Raw genomic sequence first — 18,320 nt, forward strand, 5'->3', positions numbered from 1 at the left:
GCGTGCCAGGAGCACGGGTGCGGGCCCTCTGTCCCCTCCCGTCGGGTGGACGGCCGTCGTCCGCCGTCCACCCCGGCAATTCCGTCCGGTCAGCGGGCCGCCACGTTCCCGGCCGTGCCCTCCTGCGGCTCAGTTGCCTCGGCGTCGACGACGGCGGGGTCGGTCCGCTGCGGCCCGCGCAGGGCGACGTGGACGAGCAGGACGGCCATGACCCCGGCACCGACCCACATGGCCTGCTGCCAGCCGTCGACGAAGGACTGCTGGGCCGCGTGGATCACGTCCTGGGCATGGACACCTGCGCGGGGCGCGGCCTCGAGGGCGTTGGCGACGCCTTCACGCGCGGTGTCCGCGGCTCCGGCGGGAACACCGTCGAGCCTGCCGTCGATGGCACCGCGGTAGCCGTTGGCGACGAGCGCGCCGAGCATCGCGACACCCAGGGCGGTTCCCAGCTCACGAGTCACGTCGTTCAGCGCGGAGGCAACGCCCTGCTCGGCACGGGGCAGGGAGCTGGTGATCGCCTCGGTCGACGGGGTCATCGACAAGCCCATGCCCGCCCCCATGGCGAGCATGCCGCCCAGGACCGACAGGTAGCCGCCGTCGAGCGACACGAAGATCGCCATCAGCACGAGGCCGAGGGCGGCCAGGGCGATACCGGCGGCCATGGTGGAGCGGGCACCGAGCCTCGCGGCCATTTTCGGAGCAAGGCCGCTGGACAGCATCATCGTGACGGCCATGGGCATCATCGCCACGGTGGACAGCAGACCCGACCAGCCGAGCACCGCCTGGAAGAACGGGAAGAGGACGACGGCGATCCCGGCCTGGACTCCGAAGACGACGAGCAGCGTGATCGAGCCGCCGGCCAGTCCCCGCTCACGGAAGAGACGCACGTCGAGCAGTGCTGCCTCATGACGGCGCAGTTCCCAGGCGGCGAACACGACCGCGGCCATCACGCCGACGGCCAGGCAGGTCAGGGTGATCGGGTCGGACCAGCCGCGCTCCGGGCCTCCCTGCAGCACGAAGATCAGACCGACGACCGAGACGGCCGAGACCAGGGCGCCGACCGTGTCGAAGGAATGGCCGGTGTGTCCCCGTGAATCGGGCACCCACTTGAGCGTCATCGCCAGCGCGACGGCGACCAGGGCAACAGGGAGCAGGAACAGCCATCGCCAGTCCGCGACGTCCACGAGCAGGGCGGAGAGGAACATGCCCAGGATGCCGCCTCCTCCGGCGACTCCGGTCCACACACCGATCGCCTTGCCGCGTCGGTTCTCCGGGAACGTGGAGGTGATGACCGCGAGCGTGACCGGCATGATCATCGCCGCGCCGACGCCCGCGGCCACGCGGGCGCCGATCATCACCCCCGCGGACGGGGCGAGTCCGGCGACGATGCCGGCGGCGCCGAAGACGGTCAGGCCGGTGATCAGCATGGGCTTGCGCCCCATCCGGTCACCGAGCGCGCCGAGCGGCAGCAGCAGTGCGGCCAGGGCCAGGGTGTAGATGTTGATGATCCACAGGACGGTGCTCTGCGAGGCATCCCATTCGACGGCCATGTGTGTCTGGGCGACGTTCAGACCGGACACCGAGGCGATGACCGCCATCAGCGCGATGGACACGGTGATCAGGATCGCGCGGAGACGACGCGCGTCCGGGGTCCCCTCGCCGCCGACGGGTTCGGTCGTCGACGGGGGAAGCTGATCGGTACTCATGTTTTCCTTCCGGAAGAGGGCGTGCGGATTCGGTGCCGGGACCGGACCGGTCACCGGGCGGGGAATGGCGAGAACGTCACGCGGGACGCTTTGCGCGACCGGGGTGCGTCGGCCGGGTGTGCGGCCGCGGGCTGTCGGCCGGTGAACAGGCGGGGGCGTCGCCGGCCTGGGCGGCGGCGAGGCCCGCGTCGGTGTCGGCTGCCACCAGGAGCGCGTCCATGTGGGATCCGGCCGCAGCGCCGGCCGCGGCGGACACGCCGACCCCCGCCGTGAGATCGGTGGCGTTCCGTCCGTGGATCTCGTGCGGTGGGGTGCCGTCCAGGACGATGAAGCCGTGCATCGCCGGGGTCGGTGCGTTGCGCGGGGTGCCGGCGTCGATCACGACGGCCGACCGCCGTGAGCGGGCGAGCGTCAGCGCGCCGTTCAGATCCGCGGCGCCGCCACCGATGACCACCACGTCGACCGTTTTCCCGGGCAGCGTGTCGCTGTCGTAGCGGCCGTGCCGCGCAGGCATGTCGTGCCCCTTCCGTCCGTCCTGTCCTGCCTCCGTGCCGGAGCTTCTGGATTCGACGCTAAGCCCGGTTTGCATTAAAGGCATACGATGTTGCCTATGACGCAAGAAGATGGGCAGCTGGACAGCCTCGTACGCAAAAGGATCCGCGCGCTGCGTGTCGCGCAGGGCTGGTCACTGGAGGATCTGGCCACCCGCGCCAACCTCAGCCAGTCCTCTCTCAGCCGCATCGAGAACGGCCGGCGCCGCCTCGCCCTGGACCAGCTCGTCACCCTGGCCCGCGCCCTGGACACCACCTTGGACCAGCTCGTGGAGAACGCCGCCGACGACGTCGTGGTCAGCCCCACGGTCGACGGCGCCCACGGCCTGATGCGCTGGCCGGTGAAGGGCGACCCCGGGATGAGCGTCGTGCGCCAGCGAATGACGCAGCCCCCGCCGGACAATCCGGCCAAGATGCGCGCCCACCCCGGCCGCGAGTGGCTCGTCGTGCTCTCCGGGACGGCGGTCCTCATGCTCGGCCATCGCCGGTTCCGCATCGAGACCAACCAGGCCGCCGAGTTCCCCACCATGGTCCCGCACGCCATCGGCGCCGAGGGCGGGCCGTGCGAGATCATGGGCATCTTCGACCGCGACGCCCGCCGCGGCCACCAACGCGACACGGCGGGCGAAGCCGTCGAGGGCGAGGGTGCGCGGGCACACCGCGATCAGCGGGGCGGGAATCACACCGGTACGTGAGGGAGCCGGCGAGGGCCGTCACGGTGACCTGCACGGTCCTTCGGGACAATCTGCACGACGACGGCAGCCACCGAGACGGTGATCATCGGTCCGGGTGCCGAGGTGCCCTCGGCGAAGGCGTGCGGCCCATCGCCCGCGTCATGCCCGGCGACCCGTCCGAGATCACGGGCGAAGACACCAAGGGATTCGTCGCCCCGGGCAACGGCTTCGGCAATGGGAATGTGCCGTGGTTCGTGTGGCGGGCGAGGAGCGCGCTGCGCCGACACCGAGGGCTGATCGCCGCCGGCGGGAGCGGTTCATCCACGCCTCCCCTTCGCCGGGAGCCGGCCGTCACCGACGGCCAGCCGGACCGTCAGGATCTGGAACGGGCGCAACGCGAGCCGCACGCCGTCGGCCGTCACGGGCAGTGCGGCCCCGTCCGGCAAGGGCCGTTCGAGCAGGTCGGTCACCGTGGCGCCGTGCGACGGGAATCCCGGACGCAGCTGCGTCGTGGCGCGCCCGCCCAGCGACTCGTAGAGACGCACGATCACGTCCCCCGAGCGGTCGTCCGCGAGCTTGACCGCCTCGATCACGACACCGGCGTGGTCGGTGGAGGCCAGCGGTTCGACGACGGCCGTGCCGGCGACGGCGCGTTCGGCCAGGTTGAAGTGGTACCCCTCACGGACGGCGTCCCCGATGTCCGCGCCGATCACCAGGCCGTAGCGCAGCCGGTGCTCCCCCTGGTCGGTGTCGGGGTCGGGGAAGAGCGGGGCCCGCAGGAGCGAGAGCCTGGCGGTGGTCGTCGTGCCTCCGTCGGGGCGCACATCGCGGGTGACGTCGTGGCCGTAGGTGGAGTCGTTCACGAGCGCCGCTCCCCAGCCCGGCTCCGCGAGGTGCAGGAAGCGGTGGGCGCAGATCTCGAAACGGGCCGCGTCCCAGCTGGTGTTGGAGTGGGTGGGCCGCTCGACATGCCCGAAGGGGATCTCACCGGCGGAGTGGGCGGCCCGGAGATCGAGGGGGAACGCCGCCTTGAGGATCTTCTCGCGCTCCCGCCAGTCGACCGTGGTGTCGATGTCGAGCCGGCGGGAGCCCTCCCGCAGGGTCAGCAGCTGGCGGATGCGTGACCGGTTGACCGTCCGTACGACCTCGATGCCGTCGCCGTGGGGCCCGACCGCGTCGGCCCGGGTGAGGTCCTGGACGGTGTTGCGGTAGAACGCGTCGACGTCCCAGGCATCCCACTGGTTGGGGAAGTCCTGGTGCAGCTGGAGCAGGTTGCCCACCGCCCCCGGGGCGAGTGCTTCGCGCCCGGCGGTCAGGTCGTACGCGGAGGTGACGAGGCCCCGGGCGTCCACCGTGATCCGCACCAACCCGTTGTCCAGGACGAGATTCCCGTCGGGCCCCGGTCGCGCGGGCGTGGTCCGCAAGGGTGTGGTGCGGGGGGCTGCGGCGAGTGCGGGTACGCCGTCCCGGCCGTGCGGGGCGGCGTTGAACACGGTGACGCCACCGCCGTCCGCGTCGGCCGGGCCGGTCAGGGACCGCTGGGCCGCGTCGATGATCGCGCCCAGCTCCCGGGCGACCTCCTGGTGGGCCCGCTCCGTCTCCCTGTGCACCCAGGCGATGGAGGATCCGGGCAGGATGTCGTGGAACTGGTGCAGCAGCACCGTCTTCCAGACGCGGTCGAGGGCGGCATACGGATAGGGCTCACCGGTGCGTACCGCGGCGGTGGCCGACCACAGCTCCGCCTCCCGCAGCAGGTGTTCGCTGCGCCGGTTGCCCTGTTTGGTGGCGAGCTGGCTGGTGAGGGTGCCCCGGTGGAGCTCGAGGTAGAGCTCGCCGACCCAGACCGGCGCGTCGGGGTACTCCTCGTGAGCCTTGGTGAAGAAGTCCGCGGGCCCCTCCAGTTCGACCTTCGCGGAGCCCTCCAGATCCGCGAGCCGCTCCGCGCGCGCCAGCATCTCGCGGGTGGGGCCGCCACCGCCGTCCCCGTAGCCGAACGGCACGAGGGAGCGGTTGGCGGCTCCCTTGTCGCGGAAGTTGCGTTCGGTGTGGCCGAGGTCGGCGCCGGAGAGGTCGCCGTTGTACGAGTCCACGGGCGGGAAGTGGCTGAAGACCCGGGAGCCGTCGATGCCCTCCCACCAGAAGGTGTGGTGCGGGAAGGCGTTCGTGGTGTTCCAGGAGATCTTCTGCGTGAGGAACCAGTCGATGCCGGCGAGCTTCATGAGCTGGGGCAGCGCGGCGTTGTAGCCGAAGGTGTCCGGCAGCCACATGTCGCGCGTCTCGACGCCGAACTCCTCCATGTAGAACCGCTTGCCGTGGACGAACTGGCGGACCAGGGACTCGCCGCCGGAGAGGTTGGTGTCGGGTTCGACCCAGAGACTGCCGGTCGGAAGGAACTGCCCGGTCGCCACCTTCTCCCGAACCCGGGCGTACACCTCGGGACGCTGCTCCTTGAGCCAGGACAGCTGCTGGGCCTGCGACATGACGAACCGGAAGCCGGGGTGGTCGTCCATGAGGGCGGTGACGTTCGAGACGGTACGGGCCGCCTTGCGGACGGTCTCGCGTACCGGCCAGAGCCAGGCGGTGTCGATGTGGGCGTGGCCGACGGCCGAGACGCGGTGTGCGCCCGCGTGAGCGGGCGCCGAGAGCACGGGGCGCAGCAGTGTCCTGGCCCGGCCAGCAGTGCCGCCGACGTCCTGGAGGTCGACGGCGTCCAGGGCCTTGCCCACGGCGTGCAGGATCTGGGCGCGCCGGTTGGAGTCCTCGGGCAACTGGTGCATGAGCCCTGACAGTACGTCGAGGTCCTGGACCAGCTCCCAGACCGTCTCGTCGAACACGGCGAGATCCATCCGGGCCAGCCGGTAGAGCGGCTCGCCGGGCGGCCCGTCGTGCCCGTGTGCCCGCAGCCAGGAGGCGACGTCGCCGGCGCGGGTGGGGACGAACGGGTCGCAGTCGGTGTCGAAGTCGAAGATCAACGGGTTGGCGGCGGCTTCGACGTGGAACTCGAAGTCCTCACCGCCCTGCGCCCGTCCGGCGACGAGGAGCCAGGTGTTGCGCGGGTTGAGGGCCTTCACCGGGGTGCCGTCGGCCCGGTACACGAGGCCTTCCGCGGAGAAGCCGGGCTGGGTGGCTCCGAAGCCGAGGTCGAGCACCGCTTCCACGCGCTCCCCCGCCCACTCGGCGGGTACGGTGCCGCGGATCCTGAACCAGCTGGTGGACCAGGCCGGTCCCCAGTGCTCACCGGTCGCGATCGGCTCGTAGGGTCCGGCGATCCCCTCGCTCACCGGGACCGGTTCACCGGCGACATGGTGGGCGCTCACCTCCAGGGGGAGGGTGCGGGCGTGGACAGCGGGCCTGAGGCGCTGGTCGAGTACGCGGGCGAGCCGGCGTTCGGTCAGCGTGCGGTCGTCGTGCATGAAGGCTCCATCGAAAGATCCGCGCCGTGGGCGGCGGCGGCCCGGCGAAGGGGCGCGCGGCGCAGGGCGGTTGGACGGTGCGTGGTTACGGTCGGTCGGTCCCGTACCGGATGACCTCGGTGGGGACCACGGAACGTCGTGCGGGCAGCTGGGCACCGGGGCCGGCGTTGATCCGGTCGATCAGCATCTGGCCGGCCCTGCGCCCGATCTCGTCGGCGTCGTAGGACGCGATCGTCAGCGGGAGCCCGAGTACGTCCGCGAGGTCGAAGTCGTCGAACCCGGCGAGGGAGACCGGGACTCCAAGGGTGCGTACGGCCCTGATGGCACCCTGGGTGAGACGGTTGTTGGTGCAGAAGAGGGCGGTCGGGGCGTCCGGCCCCTGAAGCAGGGCGGTGGCGGCGCGCTCCGCCGTGGCCACGCCCGTGAGACCGCGGCGGATGTGGCGTTCGTCCGGCTCCACACCGGCCGCCTCGTGGGCGGCCCAGTAGCCGCGGAAGCGCTCGGCACCGGTGTAGAGAGCGGGCGGGTTTCCCAGGAAGCCGATGCACCGGTGGCCGTCCTCGATGAGCCGGCCGGTCGCCGCCTCCGCCCCGCCGAAGTCGTCGACCAGCACGCAGTCGGCGTCCATTCCCGCCGGAGGCCGGGAGGCGAGGACGATCGGCATGCCCCGCAGCGCGTTCGGTGCCAGATGACGGTGACCCCCGCCCGCCGGAACCACGATCATCCCGTCGACCTGGCGGGACGCCAGGTCCTCCACCAGACCGCGCTCCCGTTCGACCTGTTCGGCGGTGTTGGCGAGCAGGACCCTCAGACCGTGTTCGTAGGCGACTTCCTGGACGCCGAGCGCGAGCCGCGAGTAGAAAGGGTTGGCCAGGTTGGTGACGACCAGACCGATCATCCCGCTCCCGCCGAGGCGGAGGCTGCGTGCGGTCTCGTTGCGCCGGTATCCGAGCGCGTCCACGGCGCTCAGCACCCTCTGCCTGGTCGCTTCGGCGACCCCGGGGTCGTCCTTGAGTACGCGGGAGACGGTCATCGCGCTCACCTTGGCGCGAGCGGCGACGTCACGCATCGTCGGCATGGCGACGTCACTCGGTCGGTGCTGCACCACGGCCGGTCCTTCCTTCGTGCCGTAAGCGGGTTGCTGCCGTCGATGGGCTCCCGGAGCCGCAGGCGCCGTCATTGTAGAGAGTGACCGGCCTCCGGCGCCTCGAAGGGCGAGGCCCCTTCGGCAAGAGGACCGGGCTTGGCTTCAAGGGGTCCTGGCGGGCCCCCTTCCCTCCCCCGCCCCGTGGCCCAGTGCGCGGCGCCGATCAGGGGCGCGTCCTCGGGCCGTCGGGCGGTACGCAGATCCATCGTGGCGACCACGGCCACCGCTCCCGGCCCGGCGGCCTCGGCACCGGCGGTGAGTCCGGCGCGCAGCGCGGGCCCGATGAGGTCCCAGGAGGCGGCCATGGATCCGCCCACGACCATCGCTTCGGGCCGGAACGCGGCGCACCAGGGGGCCAGTGCGCGGCCGAGCGTGGTGAAGCATCCGCTGATCGTCGCCGCGGCGTGCGGGTCGGCCCGGCGTGCCAGTTCGGCGATGACGCTGACGTCCGGCGCCTCGACGCGTCCGGCGGCCCGTGCGTACCGCTCCCGGATCGCCTGCCGTGAGACCGCCTCCTCCAGCGGCCGTCCGTCGACGGTGATGCGGTGGGCCCGGCCCTCGGGCGGCACGTCGGGGCCATCGGTGACGGGGTGGCCGTCGCGCAGGAAGGAGGATCCGACGCCGGTGCCGAGCGTGACGCACACGGACCGGCGGGGCTTCGGGAGATCCGCGCCGTGGTGCTCCCCGATGGCGAAGGCGTCCGCGTCGTTGAGGAAACTGACGGCACGCGGATCAGGGAGCCGGTCGCGCAGCTCCGCCCCTACGTCGACACCGTGCAGGGCCTCGAACTTGCCGATGCCCCGGAACCTGCCGATGCCGGCGGCGTAGTCGAAGGGCCCCGGGACGGCGACCCCCCAGTGTGCGCGGTGCGGCGCGGCGAGGTGCCGGGCGGCATCCGCGAAGGTGTCGAGGATCTCCGCGGCGCCCCCGTCGGCCGGCACCGGCCGCCGTACGACGGTCCCGGTGACCGGCGGACGGGTGGTCATGTCCACGAGCGCGGCGGTGACATGGGTACCGCCGATCTCCAGCACGGGCACGTGGGTCATGCGGACTTCACCAGGGACTTGACGACCTGTACGGGCCTCGTGCCGACGGGGTGGAGGCGGTAGCCGCCCACGCCCGCCGGCACGGTGAGGGTCTCGGCGAACGCCAGGTCGTGGCGGAGGCCGCCGGCGGTCTCGACCACGACCCCGTCACCGGCGGCGACGTTGAGGATGTGGAAGCGGCCCTCGGTGTCGTCGTCCGCCGCGGCCGTGCCGTCGAGTACGAAGCGGTGGACCGCGTAGAACATCTCCGGCAGGCGACCGATGACCTCCTCACGCCAGCCCTCGCCCTCGCGCAGGACCCGGGGCCGCTGGACGAGGTCCTCGGCGACGTCGGCTCCGCGCCGTGCGGAGTCGAGGTTGGCGAAGGCGTGGGCGTGGGACAGCGGCCTCGGAACCCCGGAGCCCGACCGGCGCAGCCAGTCGTAGAGCCGGAGCGAGTAGAGGTAGGGCGTGGCACTGATCTCGAGGACGAGGTTACCCGCCCCGGAGGCGTGCGGGGTACCGGCCGGGATCATGAACAGCTGTCCGGGGGCGGCCGGGAAGGTCTGGACGTGGTCCTCGACTCGCAGGGGTGTGCCGTGCGCCGCCGACGCCTCCACCTCCTTGCGCAGGATGTCCACGTCCGTACCCTGCCGCAGCCCGAGATAGACCTGGGCGCCGGGGTCGCTCGCGGTGACGTAGTACGTCTCGTGCTGGGTGTAGGGCCACCCGAAGGTGTCCCGCATGTACCGCTCCTGCGGGTGGCAGTGCAGGGACAAGTTGCCGCCTTCGACGGTGTCGAGGTAGTCGAAGCGGATGGGGAAGGAGGTGCCGTAGCGCTGGTGGACGTCCGCGCCGAGGAACTCCTCGGGGTGCAGGACGCACATGAGCTGGAAGGGCAGTTCAACCTGCGCCCCGGCGTCCTGACCGACGAGAACGCCCGCCTCGGGGGCGATCAGTTCGTAGCCGAGGGCGGTGTTGCCTCCGTCGGCCGCGAAGCCGAGCCGCTCGGCGGCCCACCGGCCTCCCCAGGGTGTGGAGTTGAAATAGGGGCGGGTACGGACGGGCTGCCGGGCGAGCCGGGCGAGGCTGGCACGGAACTCCTCGCCGCTCAGGGACGCTGGGGCCTGCGGGTCCTGTACGTCGATCCACCGGTCGATCCCGGGCGCGAGCCCGTCACGGTGGCGGTCGCTGACGGGCCAGTCCGTGTAGAAGAGGCTGCGCAGCTCACCCGGGTCGTTCGGGCGGCCGAGGTTGACGCCCACGGGCAGCGTCCCGGAGGCGACGGCGCTCTCGGCGTACCGCTTGGGCAGGTCGGCCCACCAGAGCAGATCGGGTGAGCAGAGGGCGGCACCGGGGCCGAACACCAGCAGGACCCCGCTCGCCGGGCGCTCGACCGCCAGGCCCTCCTCGAAGAGGTCCGCCATCTCGAACTCGGCCAGCGGCAGGAAGAACGCGTCGGCTTCGGCAGCGGGCACGCACAGCCGCTCGACGGCCGGCGCCGACCAGCGCTCGCGTACGTCCAGGACGGCGGTCCCGACCGACCGGGCGCGCAGGGCTTCGGCGATCCCTCGGGCGGCCGCCTTCCAGTCCAGGGCCGCGGGCCCGTCCAGCGCGAGCACGACGGGCCGGCCGGGCAGGGTCGCGACCGCGGCGTCCCATCCGGTGAGCACCGTGCCGGCGGCCGGATAGCGGGGGTTGCGTTCGTAGAGGCGGGGCTCTGAGTGCACAGCTACTCCTGAAGGACGAGCGGTCGACCATGGGATGGTAACGATAACAATCAAGAGGAACAAGGGAGCTTCCCGCTTGCCTTACATAACCCCAGCTAGATGCCGCACATCAACGGATTCTCGCCACAGAGTCTTGTTTCAGCGCGCATGGTGTCGTTAACATCCAGGCCATCCGAACCGCCGACTCCGTGCGGTTCGGCGAGATCTCTCCGAGGGCCCTGCCCTCACCCACCACACCCCACAGCCAGGGATCCCTGCCGGGATCCAAAGGGAAGGGAACCCATGAGATCAATCGGCGGGGCGACACAGTGGTCGTCCCACCCACCTGGCCGCCGCAGCGTTCTGGCGGCCATCGGAGCGGGCGGTGCGGCCGTCCTGACCGGTTGCGCCCGGGGAGACAGCACCGCGGTGAAGCCAGGCACCACCTCGCTCGCCAACGACAACGCCACCTGGGACCAGGGCTATGTCGCGGCCGGACGGGAGCTGAAGAAGCTCACCGGGCACTCGTTGCGTCCGCTGTCGAACCCGAACCCCACGTCCTACCGCCAGGTCACGCAGATCTCGCTGCAGACGACCAAGGCCACCGACATGATCAAGTGGGCGTCCGGATACTTCCTCAAGTCGCTGGCCCGCACCGGGGAACTCAGCGATCTCTCCACCGTGTGGGCCGACTACGAGCGCAAGGGCTGGGTCACCTCGCAGGCACGTGAGCCGATGTCCTACCGCGGCTCCGTGTACGGAATCCCCCTCTACGAGTCGTACTACGTGCTCTTCTACAACACCGCCGTCTTCCGCAAGCACGGGCTGCGGGCTCCCGGCACCTGGGAGGAGATGCTGCACAACGCCGAGGTGCTGAAGAAGGCCGGCATCACCCCGTTCGTAGCCACCCAGGCCGGCAACTGGCCGGCGTACGAGTGGTTCCAGGAGCTGGTCAGCAAGGTGGACCCGGAGTTCTACGCGGAGCTGATCGCGGGGAAGGCGAGCTACACCGACCCGCAGGCGAAGCAGGCCCTCCAGATCTGGCAGGACTTCATGCGCAAGGGCTGGATGACGGCGGCGGACTTCGACCAGAACAACGGTCCGGCCGCGCTCAAGGCGGGACGGATCGGCATGTTCCTGCACGGTTCCTGGCAGTCGCAGGGAATCGCGGCGACCGGGATGAAGCCGGGGGTCGACTTCGACGCCTTCGTCATGCCGCCCGTCGGCTCCTCCACCCGCCGCTCCGTCATCACCGAGTCCGGGGTGCTCGCCGTGCCGCGCAAGGCCGTCTCGCACGACGCCGCCATGGCCAACGCGGCGAACTGGCTCGACCCGAAGGTCCAGAAGGTGTGGACCGACTTCCTCCAGGACTCCTCGGCCAACCCGCTCTCGCGGCCGGGCAACCCGGTGATCGCCGGACTCAAGGACCGGGCGATCAAGGAGCGCTGGACGCTGCTGCCCCGGTACGGCGAGTCGGGCCCGCCCAACCTCATCCAGGGAAACACCGACGACCTGGGGAGTTTCATGACCGGTGCCGCCTCGGCCGACGCCACCCTGCGCGGCATGGCGGGCCGGGCGTCGAAGGAGTGGGCGGCATGGGAGAGGGACGAGTCATGAGCACCTCCCTCGACAGGAGCACGCCGCGCCTCCGGCCCGGGGTCCCGCCCGGCCCCCGTCCGTCCGGTTCCGGGTCGGCCCGACGGCCCTCGCGCCCGCTGCGGGACAGGCTGGCGAGCGCCGGCTTCCTGGCCCCGGCCGTCGTGCTGGTGGGCGCGCTGCTCCTCGCCCCGTTCGCCACCACCGTCTACCGGAGCTTCTTCGACGACCGCCGGATCTCCGGGTTCGCGGGGCTCGGTAACTACATCCTCTTCCTCGACGATCCGGTGCTGACCCGGTCGATCCAGAACACCCTGATGTGGGTGGTAGGAACGGTCCTCCTGCCGCTGGTGCTGGGCCTCGCCATCGCCGTGATGACGGACGGCGCCCGGTGGTCGCGGGTGGCACGACTGGTCGTGGTCCTCCCCTATGCGCTCTCCGGTTCGGCCGTCGCGGTTGTGTGGAACTTCGTCCTCAACACCGACGGCGCCGCGAACCAGGTTCTCAAGGCGTTCGGTATGGGCTCGCTCGCACAGGGCTGGCTGCTGGAGTGGCCCGGCAACACGCTGGTGATGATCGTCGCCAACACCTGGCAGTCGGCGGGCGTGGCGGTGATCCTCTTCCTGGTCGGCCTCCAGACCATCCCGCCGGAGACCCTTGAGGCGGCCTCCCTCGACGGGGCCGCGGGCTGGCGGAAGTTCTGGTACGTCGTGCTCCCGCAGCTGCGGACCGTCTCCGTCGTCGTCGTCGGCACCAGCCTGGTCAACGGCCTGAAGTCCTTCGACCTGATCTGGGTGCTCACCCAGGGCGGTCCCGGCCGGCAGTCCGAGACCCTCGCGGTCTCGATGTACCAGGAGACGTTCCTCGCCCTGCACCCAGGGGCCGGCGCGGCGGTCGCGGTCGTGCTCACCGCGATCGTGCTGTTCGCCTCGTGGCTCTATCTGCGGCGCCAGCTGACCCCGAAAGGCGACTGATCATGTCCATCACCCGAACCGCCTCGGGTCACCGCCCGCGAAGGCGACCCACCCCGGGCCGGATCATCCGCAACACGAGCCTCGTGGTCATCTCCCTGATATGGGCCCTGCCCACATGGCTGCTGCTCGTCAACGCCCTGGTCCCGGCGGCGGAGTACGGCGGCACGCCGCACTGGTGGCCTCAGGGTTTCGGCCTCTTCGACAACGTTTCGCAGGCCTGGACGAAGGCCGGTCTCGGCCCCTCCATGGGAAACAGCCTGCTGTACGCCGTCACGAGCGCCGCCGTCGCGATCGTCGTGGCCACCACCGCCGCGTTCGCGACCGTGATCATGCCGGTACGGCACAAGGCCCTGTGGTTCTGGCTCATCTACTCCGGGACGCTGCTGCCGCTGCAGGTCTTCCTGCGGCCCCTGTTCCTCGCCTACGCGGGCACCGGTCTCTACGACGCCCAGTTCGGCCTGTTCCTGGTCTATGCGGCGATCGCCATCCCCTTCGCCTACTTCATCATGCGCAACTTCGCGCTGACGCTGGCACCGGAGATCATCGAGGCCGCCCGGATGGACGGTGCGTCGTGGTGGCGCGTCTTCTGGCAGATCCACGTCCCGCTGTCCAGGTCCGCCATGGTGGCCGCCTTCGTCTTCCAGTTCGTCTCCGTCTGGAACGACCTGCTGTTCGGGATAACGCTCTCCACCAGCAAGAACATCCGCCCGGTGATGGCCGCGCTGGCCGAACTCCAGGGCAACTACTCCAACGTGGGACCGCCGGTGGTACTCGGCGGCGCACTCCTGGTCTCGCTGCCGACCGTCGTCCTGTTCTTCTCCGCGCAGCGCTTCTTCGTCAGCAGCCTCAAGCTGCACGGCTGACCCCGTCGCGGCCACCCGTCACCGTTCCACCCTCCCGAAAGGCAGACCGTGGTGAAGACACCCGTACGCGCCGCACTGGCCCTCGCCGTACTCTCGGGGGCGCTCTGGGCGAGCCCCGCCGCCGCGGCCGGTGGCGACCGGACGGCACCGGCCGCCACCTGGACCCACCGCGCCGTGGTCACCTACGACGCACTGCAGCAGCACCTCTACCAGGGCCCCCGGGCACACGGACTGTACCTGGAGAAGACGCCGCTCAAGGAGGGGGAGAATCCTCACTCCTACCTCTGGCCACTGCGCGAAGCGGCAGCCGCGACCGTCGACATGTCCGAACTGCCAGGTGTCGGCGCCCGCTACGACCGGGACGCGGCCGAGCGCTTCACCACGCTGCGGCTGTACTTCGACCCCCGCGACGGCAGGCCCGGGTACGACTCCTACCTGCCGGCACCGCTCGGACAGGGCGGGGACGTCTTCTACGACGACAACGCCGTCGTGGGGCTCTCCTTCCTCGACCAGTACCGGGCGACCGGCGAGAGGGCGTACCTCCGACGGGCGCGCGAGACCTACGAGATCGTGAGCCGCGGCTGGGACGAGGACCCCGCCAAACCGTGCCCCGGGGGCATGCACTGGGTCGACTCCCCCGGCAACACGATGCGCGCCGCCAACGTCACGGGACTGGCCGCACAGCTCGCCGCGGAACTCCACGCGATCGACCACGACGCGGCGACCCTCGCGAGCGCGAAGCGGTGGTACGCGTGGAACTGGTCGTGTCTGCGCCGGTCCCCCGGCCTGTACGAGAACAGCCGTGACGACGACGGCACCGTGAATACCACCCTGTGGTCGTACAACTCCGGCGCGATGATCGGGACCGCGACCACGCTCTACCGCGCGACCGGGGACCGGAGTTATCTCGACCGTGCCGTCGAGGACGCGCAGGGCTCACTCGCGTACTGGAAGGAGGGCGACAGGCTGCACGACCAGCCGGCGATCTTCAACGCCTTCTACTTCGACAACCTCCGCATCCTGGACGAGGTGCGGCCCGATCCCGGCTACCGGTCGACCGCGGCCACCTACGCCGAACGGACCTGGAGGGAGAACCGGACACCGTCCGACGGCCTGTTCCGCTTCCAGCCCTCCGGAGGCGGCGATCACGCTCCGGAGGCACAGGCCGAAACACTCGAGCAGTCCGCGATGGTGCAGATCTTCGCCGGTCTCGCCTCCGACCGTTCCTGAACCGCCCACCCCCGGACAGCACGTCCCGGTACCGAACACGAGTGGAGATCTCTCCCATGCCCCGCCCCGCACTCGCACGTCCCTCCTGGTGGGACTCGAACATGGCCCGAGACATCCTGCGCGATCGCGCGGTGTCCGCCGAGAGGACCCTCGGCGGACACCGGGTCAGGCTCTCCTGCGAGCCGCTCCTGCGCCATGACGGCGCGGGCGGCCTCCTCCAGTCCGTACGCGTCTCGGCCGGCCGCCCGGTGACCCGGGCCGGCGTCACCACGGTCTCCGGAAGCGTCCTGCGCTGCGACGTCCTGCCCGGGCCCGGTACGGACAGCCGGCTGCTGGTCCCGGAGGTGGACACGCCCACCCCGGTCCTGGTCGAGTTGCCGGAGATCGCGGTCGGCGAGAGCTTCGAGGTGCTGCTGACCCCGCAGCGCCACTGGACGCTGCACCTGGTCCAGCACGCCCATCTGGACATCGGCTACACCGACCCGCAGAGCACCGTGCTCGCCGAGGGACGCAAGTACCTCGACTCCCTGCTCGAACTGTGCCGCACCACCGACGACTGGCCCGAGGAGTCCAAGTTCCGCTGGGCGGTCGAGGGCTACTTCAGTTTTGAGAACTGGTCCCGGAACCGGCCGGCCCGCATGGTCGCGGAATTCCTGGACCGGGTACGCGAAGGGCGCATCGAACTGACGGCGATGCCCTTCAATCTGCACACCGAGACCTGCTCCACGGACGAGTTGCACGAGCTCCTGCGACCCATACGTGAGTTGCGGGACCACGAGGGCATCGAGATCACCACTGCCATGCAGACCGACGTGCCCGGGCAGGTCGTGGGGCTGCCCGACGTCCTCGCGGACAGCGGAATCCGCTACCTGTCCGTCGCCCACAACTGGGCGGGCCGGGCGGTGCCGCACCACGTGGGCGGGCAGGACCTTCCGCGCCTCTTCCGCTGGCGGGCGCCGAGCGGCCGCGAGGTACTGGTCTGGCGTACCGACACTCCTCACGGTCTCGCGTACATGGAGGGCTCGATCATCGGGTTCGACGAGTCCTTCGACCGCGTCGACGACCTGCTTCCCCACTACCTCTCGGCACTGACGAACCACCAGTATCCGCACGAGGGCCGCGGAATCCCCGGATTCCCGGTCCTGGACGAGGAGTTCAAGGGAGACCCCTACCCGTGGGACTTCCTGCACCTGCGGGTGCTGGGCAAGTTCGCCGACAACGGGCCGCCGCGCCGCATCATCGCGGACACCGTACGCCGGTGGAACGAGGAATGGGCCTTCCCCGTCCTGCGCACCTCGCGCAACGAGGACTTCTTCCGGGACGCCGAGGAGAGGCTCGGCGACCGGATCGAGACGTACGAGGGCGACTGGACTGACTGGTGGGTCGACGGTGTGGGGGCCGGCGCCGTACCGCTGGCCGCCACCCGTGACGGACAGGCGGCGCTGGCCGACGCCCAGACCCTGGCGGGCCACGCGGAGATTCTCGGAGCCCCGGACGGAGCGCGTGTCACCGGGGCGGCGCCCGAGGTGTACCGTGCCGCCTCGCTCTTCAACGAGCACACCTGGGGTGCCGGCGACCCCTGGACGCACGGCGACCACGGCCACGCCTCGGGCGAGCGGCAGTGGCACTGGAAGTACGCACAGGCACTGAAGGCCGACGACGGGGCCCACACGCTGCTGGACGCCGCCTCCGCGGCCCTGGGCGAACGCCTGGCCCCGCGCGGCGGGACGCTCGCCGGGTACTACGTCGTCAACACCTGCAGCTGGGAGCGGTCGGAGACGGTCCGGCTGTTCCTCCCCGAGAGCACCGTTCCGCTCGCCGACGAGGTCCGGGTCGTCGACTCCCGCTCCGGCGCGCGGCTCGAGGTGACGGAGGAGGCGCAGAGCAACGAACTCCACAGGGCGGCGGGGCGTTTCCTGCTGTTCCGGCTGGCCTGTGTGCCGGCCCACGGCGCTGTCAGGGTGGACATCGAGCCCGCGTCCGCCCCGCCCGCCCGGTCCGCCGCCCCGACCGGCGATCCCGCCGTTCTGGAGAACGAGTTCCTGCGGGTCCATGTGGACCTGAGGTCGGCGTGCATCGACTCGGTCCTGGACAAGCGGACGGGGCACGAACTGGTCCGCCAGGACGCCACCGTCGGGTTCAACGGATACGTGTACGACGAGTACGCCACGGCCGGCGGGTTCAACCACCAGTCGAGCAAGACGACCGCCGACGACTCGATGCACCTGCTGGCCACGCGCACGACGGCTCCCCCGGCGGCCCTGGTGGAACGGGTCTCGGACGCGACCGGCGAGACCCTGGTCTACGAGTGTTCCCCGGCAGGCACCCGGCGCCTCAGGGTCAGGGTCCACCTGCCCCGCGCGAGCGCCCGGATCGATCTGGAGAACCGGATCGACAAGGCGGCGACGCTGACGAAGGAGAGCGCGTTCTTCGCCTTCCCCTTCGCGATGCGCTCCCCGGCGGTCCGGATGGAGGCGACCGGCGGCGTAACCGGGACGGGGCTGCCCACGGTGCCCGGATCCGCCCGGCACATGCGGGCTGTGCGCCGCTGGATCGGCCTCCAGGAAGGGGGAACGACCGCAGCGCTGGCCACCCATGACGCACCGTTGGTCCAGGTGGGCGGGATCGCCATCCCCTATGTGCCGTACCCGCAGTCACTGGCCCAGGAGGAGCCTGGAACGGTGTTCTCGTGGGTGCACAACAACATCTGGGACACCAACTTCCCTTCGGAGCAGGCGTTCGACCACACGTTCCGCTACAGCATCGGCTGGGCAGGCGCGGAGACCTCCGCCGCCGTGCTGGGTATGCGCACCGCAGCCGTCGGCAGCCGCCCCCTGGCGGCGGTACGGGCGGGCGGGACTCCGGTGGCCGACCCCGCGGCCTCGTACACGCTCATGACCGTCGACGACCCCCGCGTGCGTGTCGTAGGTCTGACCGTGCCCGAACCGGGGCGGCTGCTCGTACGGCTGCAGTCCTTCGCCGAGGAGCCGGTCACCTGCCGGGTCACCCCGGGCTTCGCCGTCGCCGGTGCCGCTGCGGCCGACTACCTCGGCGCGCCGGGAGCCGCCCTGCATCCCGCGGCTGACGGCTCACTGCGGGTACCGGTGCCCCGTCTCGGCACCACGGCGGTGTCGTTGACACGGGAGGAATCACCGGGCTCCGGGAGGTGACCGACTCGACCGGGGAAGCCCGTTCGTGACGACGACAGCGCCACGGACACCGATCCGATGCGACCGGAGGGACGCCGGACCTGCGCCTCCCCCACCGACTAGGACCGCTCGTGACATACGGGGGGGTGGGGCCGGGCGCCCCCACGGAAGAGGGATCCCCCGGCCCCCCCCCAAACGTTGGGGGCGCCCCCCACAAACCGAACCGGCAAAATAAAAAATAAAAAAATTTAAATATTAAACTAAATAAAATAAAAGTCTACAA

At 70.9% G+C, this 18,320-nt stretch carries 11 protein-coding genes and 1 pseudogene; 6 read left to right on the forward strand and 6 right to left on the reverse strand.

The genetic code is table 11. The annotated features are described in order from the left end of the window. Nucleotides 1-89: 89 nt before the first annotated feature. Nucleotides 90-1,706, reverse strand: coding sequence for an MFS transporter (locus tag ACGFNN_RS34160; RefSeq protein WP_393561825.1), 1,617 nt, complete (start codon nucleotides 1,704-1,706; stop codon nucleotides 90-92). A 295-nt stretch (nucleotides 1,707-2,001) separates the two neighbouring features. Then, nucleotides 2,002-2,220 (reverse strand): annotated as a pseudogene (locus tag ACGFNN_RS34165) (FAD-binding protein); the annotation flags it as partial. Nucleotides 2,221-2,316: 96 nt separating this feature from the next. On the opposite strand from ACGFNN_RS34165, the gene ACGFNN_RS34170 reads away from it, so the two are divergent. Next, nucleotides 2,317-2,952 carry a helix-turn-helix domain-containing protein gene (locus ACGFNN_RS34170; protein ID WP_393561826.1) on the forward strand — a complete coding sequence of 212 codons (636 nt, stop codon included), beginning with the start codon at nucleotides 2,317-2,319 and terminating at the stop codon, nucleotides 2,950-2,952. Nucleotides 2,953-3,248: 296 nt separating this feature from the next. Here ACGFNN_RS34170 and ACGFNN_RS34175 read toward each other — a convergent pair whose 3' ends face one another. The 4 genes from ACGFNN_RS34175 to ACGFNN_RS34190 all read right to left on the reverse strand — a co-directional run bounded on the left by ACGFNN_RS34175 (nucleotide 3,249) and on the right by ACGFNN_RS34190 (nucleotide 10,246). Next, entirely contained in the window at nucleotides 3,249-6,344 is a 3,096-nt protein-coding gene (locus ACGFNN_RS34175; RefSeq protein ID WP_393561827.1) for an alpha-mannosidase, read from the reverse strand. An 85-nt stretch (nucleotides 6,345-6,429) separates the two neighbouring features. Continuing rightward, entirely contained in the window at nucleotides 6,430-7,413 is a 984-nt protein-coding gene (locus tag ACGFNN_RS34180; RefSeq protein ID WP_393561837.1) for a LacI family DNA-binding transcriptional regulator, read from the reverse strand. A 107-nt stretch (nucleotides 7,414-7,520) separates the two neighbouring features. Continuing rightward, on the reverse strand, nucleotides 7,521-8,537 hold the full coding sequence (locus ACGFNN_RS34185; RefSeq protein ID WP_393561828.1) for an ROK family protein: 1,017 nt from the start codon (nucleotides 8,535-8,537) through the stop codon (nucleotides 7,521-7,523). After that, entirely contained in the window at nucleotides 8,534-10,246 is a 1,713-nt protein-coding gene (locus ACGFNN_RS34190) for a class I mannose-6-phosphate isomerase (RefSeq protein ID WP_393561829.1), read from the reverse strand. Before ACGFNN_RS34190 ends, ACGFNN_RS34185 begins: the two co-directional genes overlap by 4 nt. A 282-nt stretch (nucleotides 10,247-10,528) precedes the next feature. On the opposite strand from ACGFNN_RS34190, the gene ACGFNN_RS34195 reads away from it, so the two are divergent. The 5 genes from ACGFNN_RS34195 to ACGFNN_RS34215 are packed head-to-tail and all read left to right on the forward strand — an operon-like array spanning nucleotide 10,529 to nucleotide 18,058. Then, a complete protein-coding gene (locus ACGFNN_RS34195; RefSeq protein WP_393561830.1) occupies nucleotides 10,529-11,842 on the forward strand; it encodes an ABC transporter substrate-binding protein in 1,314 nt (437 codons plus the stop codon). Continuing rightward, nucleotides 11,839-12,795, forward strand: a complete 957-nt coding sequence (locus tag ACGFNN_RS34200) for a carbohydrate ABC transporter permease (RefSeq protein WP_393561838.1) — start codon at nucleotides 11,839-11,841, stop codon at nucleotides 12,793-12,795. The genes ACGFNN_RS34195 and ACGFNN_RS34200 overlap by 4 nt, the downstream gene beginning before the upstream one ends. A 2-nt stretch (nucleotides 12,796-12,797) precedes the next feature. Beyond that, on the forward strand, nucleotides 12,798-13,658 hold the full coding sequence (locus tag ACGFNN_RS34205) for a carbohydrate ABC transporter permease (RefSeq protein ID WP_393561831.1): 861 nt from the start codon (nucleotides 12,798-12,800) through the stop codon (nucleotides 13,656-13,658). Between the two features lie 48 nt (nucleotides 13,659-13,706). Further along, nucleotides 13,707-14,888: a glycoside hydrolase family 76 protein gene (locus ACGFNN_RS34210; RefSeq protein ID WP_393561832.1), complete on the forward strand. Its 1,182-nt coding sequence runs from the start codon at nucleotides 13,707-13,709 to the stop codon at nucleotides 14,886-14,888. A 56-nt stretch (nucleotides 14,889-14,944) separates the two neighbouring features. Further along, complete coding sequence (locus tag ACGFNN_RS34215) at nucleotides 14,945-18,058, forward strand: alpha-mannosidase (RefSeq protein WP_393561833.1); 3,114 nt, start codon at nucleotides 14,945-14,947, stop codon at nucleotides 18,056-18,058. The last annotated feature ends 262 nt before the right edge of the window (nucleotides 18,059-18,320 follow it).

The organism is Streptomyces sp. NPDC048590 (assembly GCF_043199535.1).
In the GTDB taxonomy this organism is placed as follows: Bacteria; Actinomycetota; Actinomycetes; order Streptomycetales; family Streptomycetaceae; genus Streptomyces.

What these genes read in the sequence shown, in the direction of transcription:
- ACGFNN_RS34205 (WP_393561831.1), top strand. Translation starts at nt 12,798, where the DNA reads ATGTCCATCACCCGAACCGCCTCGGGTCACCGCCCGCGAAGGCGACCC.
- ACGFNN_RS34185 (WP_393561828.1), bottom strand. Translation starts at nt 8,537, where the DNA reads ATGACCCACGTGCCCGTGCTGGAGATCGGCGGTACCCATGTCACCGCC.
- ACGFNN_RS34160 (WP_393561825.1), bottom strand. Translation starts at nt 1,706, where the DNA reads ATGAGTACCGATCAGCTTCCCCCGTCGACGACCGAACCCGTCGGCGGC.
- ACGFNN_RS34180 (WP_393561837.1), bottom strand. Translation starts at nt 7,413, where the DNA reads ATGCGTGACGTCGCCGCTCGCGCCAAGGTGAGCGCGATGACCGTCTCC.
- ACGFNN_RS34200 (WP_393561838.1), top strand. Translation starts at nt 11,839, where the DNA reads ATGAGCACCTCCCTCGACAGGAGCACGCCGCGCCTCCGGCCCGGGGTC.
- ACGFNN_RS34215 (WP_393561833.1), top strand. Translation starts at nt 14,945, where the DNA reads ATGCCCCGCCCCGCACTCGCACGTCCCTCCTGGTGGGACTCGAACATG.
- ACGFNN_RS34170 (WP_393561826.1), top strand. Translation starts at nt 2,317, where the DNA reads ATGACGCAAGAAGATGGGCAGCTGGACAGCCTCGTACGCAAAAGGATC.
- ACGFNN_RS34175 (WP_393561827.1), bottom strand. Translation starts at nt 6,344, where the DNA reads ATGCACGACGACCGCACGCTGACCGAACGCCGGCTCGCCCGCGTACTC.
- ACGFNN_RS34195 (WP_393561830.1), top strand. Translation starts at nt 10,529, where the DNA reads ATGAGATCAATCGGCGGGGCGACACAGTGGTCGTCCCACCCACCTGGC.